Source organism: Erwinia sp. E_sp_B01_1 (genome assembly GCF_036865545.1).
Lineage (GTDB): Bacteria > Pseudomonadota > Gammaproteobacteria > Enterobacterales > Enterobacteriaceae > Erwinia.
Map to the genome: position 1 here is coordinate 884,151 of NZ_CP142208.1, position 17,574 is coordinate 901,724.

The 17,574-nt window shown below is 56.0% G+C and carries 15 protein-coding genes; 4 read left to right on the forward strand and 11 right to left on the reverse strand.

The features are described from left to right. Nucleotides 1–59: 59 nt before the first annotated feature. The 4 genes from VRC33_RS04165 to VRC33_RS04180 form a co-directional block, all read right to left on the reverse strand. Complete coding sequence (locus VRC33_RS04165; RefSeq protein ID WP_338561144.1) at nt 60–1,124, reverse strand: ABC transporter permease; 1,065 nt, start codon at nt 1,122–1,124, stop codon at nt 60–62. Nucleotides 1,125–1,135: 11 nt separating this feature from the next. After that, the gene (locus VRC33_RS04170; protein WP_338561146.1) at nt 1,136–2,731 is read right to left on the reverse strand and encodes an ABC transporter substrate-binding protein; all 1,596 of its coding nucleotides are present in this window, start codon (nt 2,729–2,731) and stop codon (nt 1,136–1,138) included. Between the two features lie 28 nt (nt 2,732–2,759). Further along, complete coding sequence (locus tag VRC33_RS04175) at nt 2,760–4,187, reverse strand: M20 family metallopeptidase (RefSeq protein WP_338561148.1); 1,428 nt, start codon at nt 4,185–4,187, stop codon at nt 2,760–2,762. A gap of 137 nt (nt 4,188–4,324) precedes the next feature. Continuing rightward, nucleotides 4,325–5,242: a LysR family transcriptional regulator gene (locus VRC33_RS04180; RefSeq protein WP_338561150.1), complete on the reverse strand. Its 918-nt coding sequence runs from the start codon at nt 5,240–5,242 to the stop codon at nt 4,325–4,327. Between the two features lie 214 nt (nt 5,243–5,456). Between VRC33_RS04180 and yacL the strand changes: the two genes are divergently transcribed. Then, the gene (yacL, locus tag VRC33_RS04185; protein ID WP_338561152.1) at nt 5,457–5,819 is read left to right on the forward strand and encodes a protein YacL; all 363 of its coding nucleotides are present in this window, start codon (nt 5,457–5,459) and stop codon (nt 5,817–5,819) included. A 43-nt stretch (nt 5,820–5,862) separates the two neighbouring features. Here the strand turns inward: yacL and VRC33_RS04190 are convergent, their stop codons facing one another. The 7 genes from VRC33_RS04190 to VRC33_RS04220 all read right to left on the reverse strand — a co-directional run bounded on the left by VRC33_RS04190 (nt 5,863) and on the right by VRC33_RS04220 (nt 14,213). Continuing rightward, on the reverse strand, nt 5,863–7,212 hold the full coding sequence (locus VRC33_RS04190; protein WP_338561155.1) for an Nramp family divalent metal transporter: 1,350 nt from the start codon (nt 7,210–7,212) through the stop codon (nt 5,863–5,865). A gap of 77 nt (nt 7,213–7,289) precedes the next feature. Next, the gene (locus VRC33_RS04195) at nt 7,290–8,339 is read right to left on the reverse strand and encodes a cyclase family protein (RefSeq protein WP_338561157.1); all 1,050 of its coding nucleotides are present in this window, start codon (nt 8,337–8,339) and stop codon (nt 7,290–7,292) included. Between the two features lie 11 nt (nt 8,340–8,350). Further along, on the reverse strand, nt 8,351–9,661 hold the full coding sequence (locus VRC33_RS04200; RefSeq protein ID WP_338561159.1) for an MFS transporter: 1,311 nt from the start codon (nt 9,659–9,661) through the stop codon (nt 8,351–8,353). A 94-nt stretch (nt 9,662–9,755) separates the two neighbouring features. Beyond that, nucleotides 9,756–11,075, reverse strand: coding sequence for an MFS transporter (locus VRC33_RS04205; protein WP_338561162.1), 1,320 nt, complete (start codon nt 11,073–11,075; stop codon nt 9,756–9,758). Nucleotides 11,076–11,158: 83 nt separating this feature from the next. Beyond that, nucleotides 11,159–12,109 carry a phosphoglycerate dehydrogenase gene (locus VRC33_RS04210; RefSeq protein ID WP_338561164.1) on the reverse strand — a complete coding sequence of 317 codons (951 nt, stop codon included), beginning with the start codon at nt 12,107–12,109 and terminating at the stop codon, nt 11,159–11,161. Between the two features lie 53 nt (nt 12,110–12,162). Continuing rightward, complete coding sequence (locus tag VRC33_RS04215) at nt 12,163–13,047, reverse strand: dihydrodipicolinate synthase family protein (RefSeq protein WP_338561167.1); 885 nt, start codon at nt 13,045–13,047, stop codon at nt 12,163–12,165. A gap of 17 nt (nt 13,048–13,064) precedes the next feature. Next, nucleotides 13,065–14,213 carry an iron-containing alcohol dehydrogenase gene (locus VRC33_RS04220; protein ID WP_338561170.1) on the reverse strand — a complete coding sequence of 383 codons (1,149 nt, stop codon included), beginning with the start codon at nt 14,211–14,213 and terminating at the stop codon, nt 13,065–13,067. 197 nt (nt 14,214–14,410) lie between these two features. Between VRC33_RS04220 and VRC33_RS04225 the strand changes: the two genes are divergently transcribed. The 3 genes from VRC33_RS04225 to VRC33_RS04235 are packed head-to-tail and all read left to right on the forward strand — an operon-like array spanning nt 14,411 to nt 17,528. After that, complete coding sequence (locus VRC33_RS04225; protein WP_338561172.1) at nt 14,411–15,784, forward strand: four-carbon acid sugar kinase family protein; 1,374 nt, start codon at nt 14,411–14,413, stop codon at nt 15,782–15,784. After that, nucleotides 15,777–16,757, forward strand: a complete 981-nt coding sequence (locus VRC33_RS04230) for a D-threonate 4-phosphate dehydrogenase (RefSeq protein WP_338561174.1) — start codon at nt 15,777–15,779, stop codon at nt 16,755–16,757. The genes VRC33_RS04225 and VRC33_RS04230 overlap by 8 nt, the downstream gene beginning before the upstream one ends. Before the next feature lie 6 nt (nt 16,758–16,763). Beyond that, complete coding sequence (locus tag VRC33_RS04235) at nt 16,764–17,528, forward strand: DeoR/GlpR family DNA-binding transcription regulator (protein WP_338561177.1); 765 nt, start codon at nt 16,764–16,766, stop codon at nt 17,526–17,528. The last annotated feature ends 46 nt before the right edge of the window (nt 17,529–17,574 follow it).

The window sequence follows — 17,574 nt, forward strand, 5'->3', positions numbered from 1 at the left end:
CAGCCAGCTTCGCAGGCCAGGTCTCGCCCCTGTGGACTGCAATTTATCGATGGAATCGGTCATTGATCCTCCTGACGGGTACGTGGATCGAAAAGACGGTAAAGCAGGTCGCACAGCAGATTAAGCGCCACGAAAATGGCACCGGTAAGCAGGGTGCAGCCCACTACCGCATTCATATCGCCGGCGAGAAGGGCGTTAGTCAGGTAACGACCAAAACCGGGCCAGGCAAACACAGTTTCAGTGAGTACCGCCCCTTCCAGCAGCCAGGCCCAGGAGAGGGCGACCACGGTCAGCGTGGGTACGGCGATATTTCGTAAAGCGTGGATCCAGACGCAGCGCGCCCAGGACAGTCCCTTCACCCTCGCAGTGATGATGTACTCTTGAGAAAGCTGATCGATCATGAAACTGCGCACCATCCGGCTGATATAAGCCAGTGAACTCAGGCCCAGAATCGAGGCGGGAAGGATGATATGGCCGAAAACGTTTTTAAATACCGCCCAGTTGCCGCTCAGGGCGCTGTCAATCAACCAGAAACCGGTAACGGGTTTCAGGTCAAACTCATACATAAAATCAATCCGACCGGGTCCGCCAGTCCAGCCCAGTGAGGCATAGAACAGCAGTAAGCCCATCAGGCCGAGCCAGAAGTGCGGTGTGGAATAACTCAGCAAACCCACAAAGCGGATCAGATGATCAAACCACGAGTTGCGGTACATCGCAGACAACACGCCTGCCGGAATGCCCAGCCCGACGCCCATGACTGCCGCCACGGTAGCCAGCTCAAGCGTGGCGGGGAAGACGCGGGCGATATCCTGCGCAACCGGCTGGCTGGTGGTCAGCGCCGTGCCAAAATCCAGATGCGCCAGCTGCCAGAGATAGTCGATAAACTGTTTCCACAGCGGCTGGTCCAGCCCTAACTGGTGGAACATCTGGTCATAGGCTTCCTGACTGGCGTTGTCGCCAATCACTGCCACCACAGGATCGATGGGCAGCAAGCGGCCAATAAAGAAGGTCAGTGCCGCCAGCCCCAGCAGCGTGCAGAAAATGGAGAATGTGCCTTTCAGCACTCGCTTCCCTGCCCTGAAGAAAGGCGAGGGGCCTGTGATTTCAGCTAAGACCTGCGACATATCCGCCCCCTTTATTTCGATGCAGCGCCATACCACACGCGGAAACCGTTCCAGGTCCAGTTTTTCACCGCAGGACTGATACCGGCGGAGTTGTACATCTGGAACATGATCGCCATCGGTCCTTTCTGCATCTGTTCACGCTGTAAATCGGCATACATCGCGATGCGTTTGTCGTCGTCAGGCTCCAGCAGGGCAGCATTGACGGCTTTGTTCATCGTCTCGTCGTAATAAGCCGCACGCCAGCTCGGATACTGGGTGGCGCGTGCCTCTTTGCGGTTATCGGGGTTATAAACCAGACGGGAAGCGTTGCCGTAAGCATCAGGCACGGATGTCTGCCAGGCCATCATTGCGCTCTGGAATTCGCGGCCACGGGCACGGCTGAACAACTGGGCATTGGCCATGCGTTCCAGCGACAGTTTCACGCCCACTTTCGCAGCGTTCTGCTGAATGCTCTGCGCGATGGGTGCAGAGTGGGGCAGCGTGCCAAAAATCACCGAAGCTGAGAAGCCATCGGGATAGCCCGCTTCGGTCAGCAACTGTTTGGCTTTCACCAGATCGAGTTTAAAAGGTTGGCCCTCTTTGGCATCCAGCGCACCGAAAGCCCCCTGTTGGGCAAAGCTGGCACGCGGCACGCCAAGATAAGGCATCACGCTTTTACCCAGCCCGTCGTAATCGATCAGGTAACGCATCGCCAGACGGACTTTTTCATTTTTGAAAATCGGATCTTCATTGTTGAAGGTCCAGAAGAACAGCTGCGGTTTCAGGACTTTTTCGACCCTGACCTTACCGCCCTGATCCAGCGTTTTCAGATCGTCAGCCGAAAGATCGCGGGCGATATCCACATCCCCCTGAGTCAGCAGCAGACGCTGCGTACCGGTTTCCGCAACGTGACGGATCAGAATACGTTTCAGAACCGGCTGCGTTCCCCAGTAATTTGCCGTTGCCTGCAGGACAACGCCTTCGCCTGCATTCCACCTCATCAGCTGGTAAGGGCCTACGCAGGCGGTATGCGTGGAGAGATATTTGTGGCCCAAATCGTCACCCACGGCCTGTTTCTCAAGCAGTTTACGGTCAAGCAGGGTGGCAACATTGTTTGCGGCTATCGCCTGTAACACCAGGTTGGTGGGATAGGCTTTATCAAATTTCATGATCAGCGTGGTGGCATCCGGCGCGGTGATTGTTTGATCGACGTTCTCTTTGCTGAAGCCATACTCTTTAAGCGTGGCGGCATTGCCGTAGCCAAGTTTCACTACGCGCTGCAACGACCAGGCCATGTCAGCCGCGGTAGCAGGGGAGCCATCGGCAAACTTGAGGTTGGGTTGCAGGTGGAAAGTAATTTGCTTGCGGTCTTCAGAGACGTCCCAACTTTTTGCCAGCTCAGGGACAACTTTCATCTCATCTTTGGTATCGAAAGAGGCCAGCGTATCGCAGGTGTTCATCACGATCTCGTTGGTGACCACCTCGCCAATCTGCGCAGGATCCCAGGTGCTGATCGCATCAATATTCCAGGCCATCACCAGCGAATCTGGCGGAGTAGCGGCCTGAGCGGCCGTGCCAACACAGCCCGTAACCAGCAAGGCGGCGGTAAGCTTGTTTATTTTTGACATCAAATGACTCCCAGAGAGTAAGCAAAAATTACAGCGTGTCCGGTCGCGGCTGGATCGGCGGGTTAACCCCGGCAGGGATAGGGCAGTGGTAAGGGGTTTCACTGGTTTGCTCAAAGTGGGCTTTTTTTACCTGGGCCAGCAGCACTTTGTCGGTGAGCACGTCGATGGCGGTGGCGGCCATGATTTTGGCAACGTGCGTCAGGCCTTTGTGAGCCGCAGGCATTTTGCCCTGTGCGGTAAGCTGCCAGGAGTGGCCTGGTGTGCCCAGGGCCATAGTAGGCACATGCGCCTGTACGGTAGGGATAACCCAACTGACATCGCCAACATCGGTGGAGCCGATCATGGTTTCGCCGTGGGTATCCAGCGGGATAATAAAGTCGCTGAGCGGTTTGGGATTGGCCGGTTTTACACCCGCTTTGCGGTAATCGCTGGCGATCTCTTCTGCACTCAGCGTGGACTGGATTTCAGCGGCAAAAGCCAGGTCCGCCTGGTCGAACTGGACGGTGCCCAGCGCCTCAAAATTACGCTGCATCGCCTCTTCCAGAGGACGGTTGCCGAGCAGGTTAGAGACGGCGCTCATGATGCTGATGTCGACTTTAGTGTCGGTCATCAACGCCGCACCTTCGGCTACGCGCTTCACGCGTTCGTTTAATTCAAACATGGCGTGCACATCGCGGGAGCGGATGGCATAGCGAACGGCAGCTTTTGCCTGTACCACGTTGGGAGCAATTCCACCGGAATCCAGCATCGCATAGTGAATGCGGGAATCCTGAGGTACATGCTCACGCAGGTACTGGACGCCAACATTCATCAGCTCAACGCCATCCAGCGCGCTGCGCCCTAAATGGGGCGATGCGGCGGCATGAGAAGCGCGACCGGTAAAGAAGAAATCCATCCGGGTATTAGCCAGTGAGAGGGCTTTGGCAACTTCATGATGACCGCTGGGATGCCAGGTAATGGCTACATCCACACCATCAAAGGCGCCAGCCCGAGCCATAAAGGATTTAGCCGCGCCGCCTTCCTCTGCCGGACAACCATAATATCTTACGCGACCAGGCAGACCGGTTTCGGCCAGCCACTCTTTCAGCGCGGTAGCGGCCAGCATGGCTGCCGAACCCAGAAGATTGTGCCCACACCCGTGGCCCTGACCATTGCCAGGCAAAGGGGAGGGGTAAGCCACGCCGGATTCCTGGCTCAAACCAGGCAGTGCATCATACTCGCCGAGAATGGCGATAATCGGGCCACCTTCTCCAGCTTCGCCCATCACGGCTGTCGGGATCTCAGCCACATTTTCGGTAACCCGAAAACCCTGCTGTTTCAGCATCGCCGTGTGTTCCGCCACCGAGCGGTATTCGGTATAGCAGATCTCAGGCATGCCCCAGACACGATCGCTTAGATCGCAGAATTCGGCACGGTGTTGATCCACCAGCTTCCAGACTGACTCTTTATTTTGCATGGTTGTCCCCAGAGAAGATGTGCGGGTAAGAAACCGATCCGGCTTGACCGGGCTGGTTTCAGCATGCAAGAGAGGGGCGGCTTATTACCAATGAGCAATTTGCCTGCCCCATTCCAGAATTGCATAGTTTCTGTGCGTCAGGCCGCAGAAGGGGTTTTCTCGCAGGCCAGCGCGCTTTGCCAGAAAGTCTCCGCTGAGGCGGCCCGTAAAACAGGCTGGCGGTAAAGACGAATATCCAGCGGCATATCCCAGCGTGCGGTGCCAGCCCTGACCAGCGCACCGCTTTCCAGTTCGCTTTTTAGCAGGCTCTCGGGCAGCCAGGCCACGCCGCTGCCGGCCATGGTCATGGCTTTGAGATTGATCGACATACCGTTTTCATAGATCGGTACCAGCGGCAGGGATCGGATCGGTTCCGACTTTGCCAGCGCATGAGCAAAGAAAGAGTGATGACCGTAGCTGAGAAAGGGGATCGGATCCTGGCTGACGCCAATGGGATACAGAGGTTTGCCGTCGCTGTCAGGACGACAGACGGCAATGGCGCGTTCTTTACCTAACTGCAACATGGGGTAGTTTTTCAACTGCTGGATCAAGGCCACAGAGTCATGGGCGTAGGTCAGCAAAAAGTCGGTTTCATCGGATCTTAACTGGGCAATATGCTCGACGAACGACGGTTTTTGATCGCACAGCCTGATATAGCCCAACTCATGATGCTGTTTGATCTGTTCGATCCAGTCGGGGAAAAAGGTCAGTGACAGGGTATTTAACATGGCAAACCGCAGCACAGAGGTGCGCTTCTCATAGCGCTGGTGCAATTCACCGCGCAGGTGCCCCATGGCAAAAACCGTGTCGCTGGCGGTGATCAGGAAGGCCTGGCCCTCGGGCGTTAAGGTTACAGGGTAAGTTTTACGATCGAACAGGGGAACACCCAGCCACTCTTCCAGTTGCCGGATGCGGCGGCTGAGAGCAGATTGAGTAATATGCCGTTCATCAGCGGCGCGGGTAAACGTACAGCAGCGTGCAACACTCAGGAAATCTTCGAACCATTTCAATTCCATCGCAGAGCCTCATTGTGGACGAAAGGGGAAGGCATTTTCAACTGACGGGGTGATCAGGCAATAAACGCGCCATACTGTAAAAATGGCCCTTAAACCGCTGTTTTTCGCCGCGCAGGCTGCGATAATGCGGGTTATCCCTCATAAAAAGCGCGCAGTGCGCGGAAAATGCACTTAATCAGTGCATTACAGGTCAGGCAGGTAAGAGGACAGCACCATGGAATATGAGTTTTTGCGTGACGTCACCGGTGGGGTGAAAGTGCGGATGTCGATGGGGCATGAGGCCGTGGGTCACTGGTTTAATGAAGAGGTGGAGGGCAACCTTGCCCTGCTGGATGAAGTGGAAGCCGCAGTGCTTGAAGTCAAAGGCAGTGAGCGCCAGTGGCAGCGGATTGGGCATGAATACACGCTGTGGCTTGATGAGGAAGAGGTCATTGTCCGCGCTAATCTGATGAGCGTGGAAGGCGATGAGATGGAAGAGGGCATGAGCCACTACGACGAAGAGAGCCTGTGCTTCTGCGGCGTGGAGGATTTCCTCGCGGTGATTGCGGCCTACCGCGAGTTTTTACAGGGCCGGTAACGGTCAGGCGCTGTTGCCAGCGCCCGAATCATTAAGCGATGCTTCAGAAAATGTGCGCAATCTGCCGGAAGAAGTTACGCACAATCTCAAAGGTAGACCAAATCCCAATCAGGGAAATTACCCCCAGCAGCGCCTGCTCCCACAGGCGGTTTGCCTGGCCCTCCAGCATATAGCGTTTCCGGCTGGTCATAATGAACAACCCAATCAATAGCGGTGGCAGCACCAGCGAGGTGGCCACGCTGGTCCCCAGAATATTCAGCATCACCAGGTCTGGCGCACCCGGCATGGTGACGATAATCGGCAAAATGATATACACCCCAATCTGCACCCGCTTGAACCACGGATTGTCGTCGGGTGTGGCATAGCGCTCATTCAGCTTTCCGGCATGATGTACGCAGCTGAAAATCAGTGAACAGAAGCCCCGTGACTGGGAAGGAAAACTGGTGAAGCTGGCGAGAAAAATACAGGTCCACAGCAGATAAGGGCCGACAGGCCCCACTACGGAAGCCATCATGGCGGATAAATCGTTTTCATCAGCGATGGTATTGCCCGACCCGTGAACCACCTCAGCGGCAACGCTCCAGAACAGGACGTTGATCACCAGCATTGGCAGCATCCCGAACAGCAAATCAAGTTGCTGAAGCCTGCGGTATTTGGGGCCTACCCACCCTTTATCACGCATAAAGCCAGGGTAAAGCAGATTGCTGGTGGAGCCGCCAATTGCCCCAATGGTAGAGACGGCTATAAACACCGCAAAAAACGGTCCGGCATTCTCCGGCAGACCAAACGTCAGGCCGCGCAGGAAACCGCTGAAATCAAAATGGCCCACCTTGTACATCGCATAGAGGAATGAGCCAATCATAATCACCGAGGCTATGCGAGCCAGCGTCTCCAGATGGCGATACTGATTGCGGGTGACCATCATCAGCAGGGTCATCGCCACAATTACCAGACTCCAGAGAAAGACCCCCCAGTTTTCACCGCCTGCCTTGTTAAACAGCTGATAAAGTCCCACCGCCCCGGCACGCAGAAAACTCATCTGCACCACCAGCGCGACAATGGCTATCAGGATGCCGAAGAACAGCGGAAAACCCCGCCACACACGCTTATATCCCTGAACGATGTCATTGTCGCCAAAGCGGTTCATCAGGGTGTATTTGGCGATGTAGGAGATCATAAAGCCACGGGCCAGCAGCGCGATCACCAGCGTCCAGAGCAGGTCATAACCGTAATTAGCCCCGGCCACGGTCGAGGCGACCAGGTCGCCCGTTCCCAGGAAAGTCATGGCCAGCACCAGTCCGGGACCGAAGCTGCGGACATAACCCCGCACGGTTGAGGGAAGTTTATGATCGGCCTGAGGGATATCGACGTCCTGTTGCGATGTGCTACTCATAGTGATGCCTCACAATGCATAAAAGCGCGGCGACCTGCTGGTTCTTTCTCGCGCCTGGGTAGGGTTAGGGGATGCTTTTATACGGTAGCTATCGGTGTGGCCGGTGAGCCGACCGCACCCGGCAACCTTAATGGCGGCGCGGTCAGCAAAAAGGCGTGGCGCTGATGTCTGCTCAGCCAGTCAGCCAGTTCGCTCATATGCCACAGCTCGCCCAGATAGACGCCGAGCCGGAACAGGCACAGGTCATGCAGTGGATGAGAGGGGTAAAAATCGTCGTTTAGCGGGCGGGCGGGCAGGATTTCTACGGCCGGATTGTCCGCGATCAGCGCCACTACGCCGCTCTCTTCCACCCACTGTCGCAGGGCAGGATCGCTACCGTCCAGCCCGGCAAAATGGCTGTTGAGCCAGCTCATATCCGGAGTTCCTGCCATGTGGATAATGGCTTCATCCATCCCGGTGCGAAAGCAGACCAGATCGCCCTGACGTATGGTAATACGATCCTCTTCCATGATTTGCATCAGGTGCTTAAAGCCGAAAGCAAAGCGCTCAATACCAAAATGCTTTTTGATATCAATCATTACTGCACGACCCTGAATGCCGTGCTTTGCCATGTTTTCAATCCCTAACGCTTTTGCGCCCAGGTGGCTGCCTTGTGAACAGCCACAGCCTCCGCTGTAGTCCGTTTCGCCGATGATATCGATGCCTGCCCGGTAACCGTTGTAGAACACCATCTCCGGCTTACCCTTGCCCTGCACATCAAACCACTGTCCCATATGTGCCAGGCTGTCCCACTGCGTGGAGTACTGCAAAGCCAGCGTGACCGTATCGTCACAGATGATGTCTGTGAGACGGTTATCATCCCGTGACAGGGGATAGGTCATATTGGCGTTTTCACCCCGGCGTGTGGCTGCCAGTTTTGGCGCAGGGCGACGCGGATTCATGCCGGTGCCACCCGGCAGATCCAGCGGCAGGCTCAGGCAGAACGTCTGCCCGGTCTGCACTTCCGCAATACCTTCTTTCACTTTTTCTGCGGTCAGCAGATTGAGGCGTCCCAGCTGATCGTCCGGGCCGAAATCGCCCCAGGTTGAGTGGTCCGGTCGCCGTATCCAGCGTGGTGAAAGGGTCATAAGTCACGTCCTTAAGCTTGATTAAGCTGCATGGGTTTCACCGAAGGCAGCCAGAAGGCATAAATCAGCGCACCGGCCAGCCCTACAATCCCGGCCAGTACCAGCGGGATAACAAAGGAATGGGTAAACTGCATCACTACGCCAATCAGGATCGGCGAGATGATACCCGCGAGATTGGCTGCCATATTCTGAATACCGCCGATGGTGGCAACGTTGGCACGGTTAGGGGCCACGTCAGAGGGCAGCGCCCACAGGGCGGCCGAGGCAAAAGTTGCCGCAAAGTTGGCAAAGCAGAGGGCGCAAAGTGCCAGGGTAACAGTCGGAGAGAAGGCCGCCAGGCCAATCACTGCGCTGCCAAGCATACCGCCCACCAGCGGGATTTTTCTGGCGGTCGTCAGCGAGACACCGCGTTTAACCAGACCATCAGAGAGCAGGCCGCCACACCAGCCACCGATAATGGCAGCCACACCTGGCAGCATGCCCAGCAGGCCGAACTTCATCAGCGAAAGATGGAAGGTCTCCACCAGATAGGTTGGGAACCAGGTGAAGAAGAAGTAAGAAACGAAATTAATACAGAAAAATCCGGCCATCATAGCCTGCACGGTACGCTGGCCTAACAGCTGGCGCACGCTCATTGGCGCCCCGGTATCGGCATCCTGATTGGCTTCGATAAACGCCACCTCAGCCGCCGTAACGGTTTTATGATCCCGCGGATCGCGATACCAGTAATACCAGCCAGCCGCCCAGAACATGGCTATCGCGCCGGAGATCACAAAGGTCATTCGCCAGCCAACCAGCGCGATCAGGAAAGAGATAATCGGAATGGCCAGCGTGCCGCCAATCTTACTGCCGTTATTAAAGGTCGCGGCGGCGAAACTGCGTTCCTGACGGGGGAACCAGCGGGTGACCGTCGATGAACTGGCAGGATAGCAGGGGGCTTCCACGGCCCCCAGTACAAACCGGAATCCCACCAGCGATGCCAACCCGTTAGCCAGCCCGCAGGCTACCGTGGCAAGGCCCCAACCCAGGCTGCTGAAGGCAAAGGTGATTCTGGGGCCAAATTTATCAACCAGCCAGCCGCCTGGCAGTTGAAACAAAACATAACTCCAGAAAAATGCGGAGAGCAGCAGACCAGTATCCGTGCTGGAGAGATGAAGATCCTGGGACATAAAGGGGATCGCCACGCTCATTGCCGCGCGATCGATATAGTTAATGGCAATTCCGACAGAAAGCACGGTGAGGACCACAAACCGCATTTTCCCCGGGGATTTTTTTTCACTTGCCTTATCAATAACAGCATTCTCATGAGAATTAATCGACATGATCGGCTCCGGTGCAGATTATTTTTATTGTTTTAGATAAAGGTGGCCTGGCACACCCCATTGTCGGGGTGTGCGCTGTTCGCAGGCCGTAGGGTCAGGCTCGCCCTGGCGACACCTGATGTGACGGGGAGGGTTCTTCATCCTGAATAGGTTCGACTTTGCCCAGCAGGAACAGATAATTCACGATACCAACTACCACCAGTGCGGCGGAGAAGACCAGCGCCCAGGTAAAGGACCCGGTAGCCGCTACGATGGCACCTGTGACAATCGGGCCCACGGCACCCCCCATATTGGAAACGGTATTTTGCAGACCAGCCACGATAGAGACGCTGTTTTTTGGTGCCACATCACCCGGCAAGGCCCAGACCTGTGAAGCCGCCACCGTGGTGCCAGATTTGGCAATACAGAGCAGCAGTACCGTCATAAATACCGAGTCGGTGAAGGGAGCAAAACCAATACACAGGGCCATCAGCAGGCCGATAGTCAGAAACAGCTTACGGGTTGCCGTTAGTGAGAGAATTTTCTTGTGCACTATCCGGTCGGAAGCCCAGCCAGCCAGCACTTCAATCACCATGCCGCAAAGCAGAGGCAGGGCGGCAATCATCCCCATTTTGATGAAGTCCATGCCTTTCTCTTTCACCAGATAGGTCGGTAACCAGGTGATAAAGAAGTAAGAGGTGTAGTTGATGGTGAAGAAGCCGATACACATCGCCCAGATATTGCGGTAGCGCAGCAGCCTGTACCACTTCATCGGTTTGACGCTTTTATCACCGTGTTGACGGGCCTGGCCCTCGCGGATAAGGCGCACTTCCTGTGGGCTGATGCTTTTATGATCTTCCGGATTTTCCGAATAGATAAAGTACCAGGCGATCACCCAGAACAACCCAACGGCTCCGATGATCAGGAAGGTCAGTCGCCAGTCCACCATATAGATCATCCAGACGATCAGCGGCATCGCCACGGCACCGCCAAACTTGGATGCGCTGTCGAACAGGCCGGAGACGGTGGCGCGCTCTTTATCCGGAAACCAGCGCGCGGTGATACCGGCGTTGCTGGGGTAGGCTGCCGCTTCACCCACGCCCAATGCCAGACGCAGCGCGAGCAAAGATTTGAAGCCGGTAGCCAGACCCATCATGGAGGTGGCAATCGACCACCAGGCGACGGCTAATCCCAGCCCTTTTTTCTGACCGTAACGATCGGCAAACCAGCCAGCCGGGATCTGCAGCAGCGAATATGACCAGAAAAACGCGGCCATGATAAAGCCCATCATTTCCGGATCCAGACTCAGCTCATCAATCAGATGCGGTGCTGCCGCGGAGAGTACAGTACGGTCGATGTAGTTTATGGCGATAGCCAGCCACATCAGCCCTGCAATCCACCAGCGAATACGGGTGTTTCCTGCATGATTATTCATAGTGATAGCCCGGTACAGAGGTTGTTATTGGCCGACTCATCGTTCGGCTTATTGGGCGGGGCGGGAACAGCGCCCCAGATGTTTCAGAGCGAATTCATGATGTTAGCAGGGGGTCGTTGCTGCCTGATGCACTGAATAATCTGCTGCACACAGCGCTCACCAATCGCGCTGATGGCGCCGTCGGTATAACCCGCGATATGTGAGGTTGGAATAAAATTGTTCAGCGTAAACAGCGGATGTTCAGTCAGCGGTTCATGATCGAACACATCTGCCGCTGCCCCGGCGATAACGTTGTCGGCCAGCGCCTGATAGAGATCGCTTTCACTGACCACACCACCGCGTGAGACATTAAACAGAAAGGCGGATTTCTTCATATTGCGCAGGCGGGTGGCATCAAACAGATTGCGGGTTTCATCGGTCAGCGGCGTGTGCAGCGTGATAAAATCACTCTCTGCGGTCAGTTGATCCAGCGAGACGAACTGAACGTTATGTTCAGCCGCGAATTTCTGGTCGGGATAAAAATCAAAGGCCAGTACCCGCATATTGAAACCGCTGGCACGCAGGGCAACCTGCTTGCCAATGTTGCCCAGCCCGATAATGCCCAGGGTTTTACCGTAGACATCGGTGGCAAAAATACGCGGCCAGTGACCGGCACGGGTTTCAATCGCGGCGGTGGTTACCTGCCGGGCCGCATTGAGGATCAGAGCAAAAGCAAAGTCAGCAACCGCATGCTTGTTGGCATCCGGGACGTTGGTCACATAGATGCCTCTGGCCTGGCTGGCTGACAGGTCGATATTGTCGACGCCGACACCGTGCTTGCAGATAATTTTCAGCCGGGGCGCACGCTCCAGCAGGGCTTCATTAACGTCGGTGAAAGCCACAATCATTGCCACGGTGTCAGCCAGATGGGGTGCCAGGGCGCTCAGCGGCGCATCCGCAGGCAGGGTTATCAGCTCGAATCCCTGCGCCTGAAGATCCCGAACCGGCTGGTCATCGTATTTAGCAAATGAGGGCGAAGTACAAATCACTTTCATTACGGTTATCCTGATGTTAACGCAGGCAGCACCGGGGTGCCGCCGCAAAAAAATTATTGGGTGTACTGATTAACAATCTGGCGAATGCGCTGCTCTTGTTCTGCGCTGAAGCGCACGGCATAACGGCTTTCACCGACGTCATGGCCCATCAGCGCCACGGCTTTTTTCACCGCAGCCGGTGAGAACGCCACGCTGTAGAGGTCGGTACGCAGGCCGGTAACGTTTTCCTGTGCCTTGCGGGAGCCTTCAATGTCCCCGGCGTGGAAGCGCGCCCAGATAGCATTAATCTCTTTGGGTGCCACGTTCGCCAGCCCTGAGATACAGGCAGAGCAGCCATCAACAAATCCCTGATGAATCAGCGAATCCGGCCCGTTCAGCACGTCGAAATTATCCATTCCTTCCGCCGCCTTCAGGAAACCGCTGAGGCTTTCATAGCTGCCCGCACTGTCTTTGATGCCGATAATGTTCGGGTGAGCAGCCAGTTTGCGGACGGTTTCCGGCTCCAGGGTGTTGCCGGTGCGGGCAGGAATGTTGTATAGGAACACCGGGACATCCAGCGCATCCGCTACCGCTTCGTAATGCGCGATCAGCTCTTCCTGCTTCAGTGGCACAAAGTATGGGGTGATCACCGAAACGGCATCCACGCCCAGTGCGGCAACCTGTTTGCCCAGGCGGATGGTTTCACGGGTGGAGATTTCACCCACATGCGCTACCACAAAGGCTTTGCCGGCCACTTCTTCGACGCAGGTTTTGGTCACGGCCAGTTTTTCCTGCTCGTTCAGCACGAAAAATTCGCCGTTGGTGCCACCACAAAAGATGCCGTTACCCGCAGCAAGCTGGCGCTGGATTTGCGCGCGCATGGCCGGTTCGTTGTAATCACCTTCAGCGGTGAAAGGGGTGACGATGGCGGTCAGCACGCCGGTAATTTTTTTGCTCATGATTTCCTCGTAATCTGTCAGTGATTCTGGGCCGGGAACAGCGTCAGGTAGACGTCACGGACGTCACCGGCGCTGACCGGGGCAGGAACATTTTTCATCAGGCGCTGCACATCCAGTGCGGCTTCAACCAGGTAGGGCAGGTGATCGGCATTGATCCCCAGCTCATCCAGGCTGGCAGGCAGCTTCAGACGCTTAACCAGCGCGGAGAAGTAGTCGACCAGCGCCACGGATTTCTCTTCTTCGGTGAGTGCGTCATCAGCCTCCGGCAGCAGGTCATAAACCTGTGCAAATTTGGTGACGGCGGCCGGACGCACAAAGCGCATACAGGGCGCCAGCAAGATGGCATTCGCCACGCCGTGGGGAATGTGATATTTGCCGCCCAGCGGATAGGACATGGCATGGACCAGGTGCGTTCCGGCATGAGCAATAGCGGCACCGCCATAATAAGAAGCCCACAGCATATCCAGACGTGCGGCCAGATTGGTTGGCTCGGCAACCGCTGTTTCCAGGCTGGTAAATAATTTCTTCAGGCCAATCAGTGCGTAGTTATCACTGACCGGATTAGAGACCGTGGCGGTGAAGCACTCAATCAGATGGCAGAGCGCATCAATGCCGGTGGACGAGGCGATATGCGCCGGCATACTGGTCGTCAGCTCCGGTGCCAGTACCACATAATCCGGCAGCATCACCGGGGAGATAATCCCGACCTTAGTCTCCTTCTCGGGGATGGCCAGAATCGCGTTAGGCGTGGCTTCGGAACCGGTGCCTGCGGTCGTTGGGATCAGTAAAGAGGCGGTACGGGTCTGCGGTTTTTCACCGTTCAGCAGCGCTTCAAGCGTGGGAGCCTGCTCCACACACAACACCGACAGCAGTTTGGCAACATCCAGCACGCTGCCGCCGCCGATGCCAATCACCAGATCGACACCCCGGGTCTCCAGCGTGGCCAGAATGGCAGCCACATCATGCTGGCTTGGCTCAGGAGGTACAGAATCGACCATCTTCACCGTCGCCACTTTTTCGCCGATCTGCCCGATCAGCGCCTGCACCGCCGGGATCCCCGCGATGTTCTTGTCGGTGACCAGCAGGACGTGCTGCCGGTTCTCAAGCAGATAACCAATATCATTAAGGGTCTGATAACCACTGATGATCGTGCTGTTAATATTCATTCGCCTTACCCTGTCTCTGCCCGCTGTCAGCGGGTGATTGTAATTCGTCATTTACTCGCCTGTCTGAGCGAGTGCTGCCTAATTTTATAAGATAAATTGATTTCGATTAATTTGATCTTGCTCACATATAATCAATCATGATTGAATATAATCATTATCAAAAGGGCAGCAGGCCCGTACGACGTGCAGGAGATAAGATGTCGCGCTTTCAGTGGACTACCCCCGTGCTGGTTATCGCAGATGACTTTACCGGTGCTAACGATGCCGGTAGCGGGCTGGCATCAGCCGGAGCGCGGGTCAACGTGCTGTTTGACGTGGAAGCGCAGGCGCAAAGCCAAGGTGCTGATGTGTGGGTGGTCAGTACCGACAGCAGAGCAGCCAGCCCGGCAGAGGCAGCCAGAAGAACCAAAGTGGCGGTTGAGCGCTGGGCAGATGTAGCCCGTGATGGCTGGATCTTTAAGAAAATGGACTCCACGCTGCGGGGCAATCCCGGCGCGGAAATTGAAGCGGCTTTACGGGCGAGCGGGGCTGCTGTCGCGCTGGTGGTACCTGCCTTTCCTGCTTCTGGCCGGACAACCCTGGGCGGCAACTGCTTTGTTCATGGGGTTCTGCTCACTGAGACAGAGTTTGCCAGCGATCCAAAAACACCTGTGCACCACGCAAGCGTCCAGGCACGGCTTGGGGAGCAAAGCACGCTGCCTTCCACGCTTATTCCTTTATCAAGCGTTCGCGGCCGCTCGCTTAATGACGAGCTTCAGGCGGCGATAGAGCAGGGCAACCGGTTGATTGCGATCGATGCAGAGTGTGATGAAGATTTACGCCGCATTATGCGGGCCGCCGCAGCTTTATCTCAGCGGCCCCTGCTGGCCGGTGCTTCCGGGCTGAGTGATGCGCTGGCAGCAGAGATCCAGGGAGAGGGGACCTGCCCTGGCGGCGTCAGTGCTGGTCCGGCGACCTCCCCTTTTGCTGCCCCGGCGGAAAACGACAACGCAGTACGGACTTCCTTATCTCCTGGCACCAGCCCGGTACTGGCGGTAGTGGGATCGATGAGTGAAATTGCCCATCGGCAGTTGAGTGAATTGCAAAAGCACCACGCCGTGACGCTGGTGGATGTGGATATTGAACAGCTTTTTACCGGCTGGCGTGATGCACCTCTGTGGCGTCAAAGCGCGATAACCGCACTGCAACAAGGACAACACTGCGTGATCCGGACCTGCCAGCATGAGAGCCAGCGGCGGGCCATTCAGGGATTATGTGTCCGCAATGGCCTCAGCCGTCAGCAGCTTGGCGAAAAGATTTGTGCTTTTCTGGCCAGCCTGACGCGGGATGTGGTCAGCGGGATGACCCCTTCCGCACTCTATCTTTCCGGCGGGGATGTGGCGATTGCCGTGGCAAAAGGGTTAGGCGCTGAAGGCTTCAGAATTGTCGGGCAGGTGGCAGGCTGCGTGCCATACGGCCACCTGTTGAAAAGTAAAAATGACCTGCTGGTGCTCACCAAGGCTGGCGGTTTTGGTGATGAAACCACCCTGGTAGAAGTTTTTCGTTTTATTGAGGAGAAGGCGAGTGAGTAAAATTATTGCGGTTACCATGGGCGATCCGGCGGGAATTGGCCCGGAAATTATCATCAAATCACTGGCAGAGGGCGAACTGTCTGGCGCGCCCGCAGTGGTGGTGGGATGCGCCAGCACGTTACGCCGGATTATGGCGATGGGGATCACCCCACAGGCAGAGCTTCGCGTGCTGGATAACGTGGCCGATGCGCACTTCGCGCCGGGAATAATCAATATCATCGATGAGCCTCTGGCCGATCCTGAAGCGCTGAAAGCAGGCGTGGTACAGGTTGCAGCGGGCGATCTTGCTTACCGCTGTGTCAGGCGGGCAACCGGACTGGCGATGGCAGGCGAGGTGCAGGCCATTGCCACGGCACCGCTGAATAAAGAAGCGCTGCATTCTGCCGGTCATATTTACCCTGGCCATACTGAATTGCTGGCGCAGCTGACTGACAGCAAAGACTACGCGATGGTGCTCTATACCGATCGCCTGAAAGTGATCCACGTTACCACCCATATTGCGCTGCGTAAGTTCCTGGATACTCTGAACTGCGAACGTGTGGAGACGGTAATTGGCATGGCGGATACCTTCCTGAAACGTGTTGGTTTTAAAAATCCACGCATTGCAGTAGCCGGGGTTAACCCGCATGCCGGTGAAAATGGTCTGTTTGGCGATGAAGAGATCACCATCGTCGGCCCTTCGGTTGAGGCGATGAAAGCTCAGGGCCTGAACGTGGCTGGACCCTGCCCGCCAGACACGGTTTTCCTGCAATGTTATGAAGGCCAGTACGATATGGTTGTGGCGATGTATCACGATCAGGGACACATTCCGCTGAAGCTTATGGGCTTCTATGATGGGGTAAATATCACCGCGGGACTGCCGTTTATCAGGACTTCGGCAGACCACGGAACCGCTTTTGATATTGCCTGGACAGGTAAAGCGAAGTCTGAGAGCATGGCGATTTCCATAAAGCTAGCGATGCAGCTCGCATAAGGACATATGAAGGGACAAAGTCGCCTCGATCAGATTATGGACTATCTGAAAAGCCATAATCTGGTCACCGTCGATCAGCTGGTGGCCGCAATTTCTGCGTCGCCAGCAACCATCCGGCGGGATCTCATTAAGCTCGATCAGGAAGGGGTCATCAGCCGGACGCACGGCGGTGTCACCCTGAACCGGTTTATCCCTAATCAGCCGACCACGCTGGAAAAAATGCAGCGCAATCTGGCCGAGAAACAGGCCATTGCTCAGGCTGCGGCCAGCCTGGTGAAGTCAGGGGATTCGGTGGTACTGGATGCCGGTACTACGATGCTGGAGCTGGCCCGCCAGCTCACGCATCTGCCGCTGCGGGTGATCACTTCAGATTTGCATATCGCGCTGTTTCTCTCTGAATTTAAACAGATTGAAGTGACGATTATCGGGGGGCGCATTGATGATTCCAGCCAGTCCTGCATTGGCGATCATGGCCGCCGGCTGCTGAGGAATATCTATCCGGACGTGGCTTTTGTCAGCTGTAACTCGTGGAGCCTGGAAAAGGGCATCACCACGCCGACGGAAGAGAAAGCCGGGTTAAAAGAGGATCTGCTGGCCAATGCGCGGCGCCGTGTTCTGCTGGCAGACAGCAGTAAATACGGCTCGTGGTCACTGTTTTGCGTTTCACCGCTGCACAACCTTACCGATATCATTACTGACGCGCGTCTCAGTCAGGAAGGACAGGACGACCTGAAAGAGCAGTCATTCACGCTGACGCTGACCCGGTCCTGAAGGTTACAGATGAACAGACAGAGCCGTTTCTGCTTCCGGGCACTAA

Coding starts and splice junctions, on each gene's coding strand:
- VRC33_RS04175 (WP_338561148.1), bottom strand. CDS start 4,187: ATGCAAAATAAAGAGTCAGTCTGGAAGCTGGTGGATCAACACCGTGCC.
- VRC33_RS04225 (WP_338561172.1), top strand. CDS start 14,411: ATGTCGCGCTTTCAGTGGACTACCCCCGTGCTGGTTATCGCAGATGAC.
- VRC33_RS04210 (WP_338561164.1), bottom strand. CDS start 12,109: ATGAAAGTGATTTGTACTTCGCCCTCATTTGCTAAATACGATGACCAG.
- VRC33_RS04170 (WP_338561146.1), bottom strand. CDS start 2,731: ATGTCAAAAATAAACAAGCTTACCGCCGCCTTGCTGGTTACGGGCTGT.
- VRC33_RS04165 (WP_338561144.1), bottom strand. CDS start 1,124: ATGTCGCAGGTCTTAGCTGAAATCACAGGCCCCTCGCCTTTCTTCAGG.
- VRC33_RS04180 (WP_338561150.1), bottom strand. CDS start 5,242: ATGGAATTGAAATGGTTCGAAGATTTCCTGAGTGTTGCACGCTGCTGT.
- VRC33_RS04205 (WP_338561162.1), bottom strand. CDS start 11,075: ATGAATAATCATGCAGGAAACACCCGTATTCGCTGGTGGATTGCAGGG.
- yacL (WP_338561152.1), top strand. CDS start 5,457: ATGGAATATGAGTTTTTGCGTGACGTCACCGGTGGGGTGAAAGTGCGG.
- VRC33_RS04190 (WP_338561155.1), bottom strand. CDS start 7,212: ATGAGTAGCACATCGCAACAGGACGTCGATATCCCTCAGGCCGATCAT.
- VRC33_RS04235 (WP_338561177.1), top strand. CDS start 16,764: ATGAAGGGACAAAGTCGCCTCGATCAGATTATGGACTATCTGAAAAGC.
- VRC33_RS04195 (WP_338561157.1), bottom strand. CDS start 8,339: ATGACCCTTTCACCACGCTGGATACGGCGACCGGACCACTCAACCTGG.
- VRC33_RS04220 (WP_338561170.1), bottom strand. CDS start 14,213: ATGAATATTAACAGCACGATCATCAGTGGTTATCAGACCCTTAATGAT.
- VRC33_RS04200 (WP_338561159.1), bottom strand. CDS start 9,661: ATGTCGATTAATTCTCATGAGAATGCTGTTATTGATAAGGCAAGTGAA.
- VRC33_RS04215 (WP_338561167.1), bottom strand. CDS start 13,047: ATGAGCAAAAAAATTACCGGCGTGCTGACCGCCATCGTCACCCCTTTC.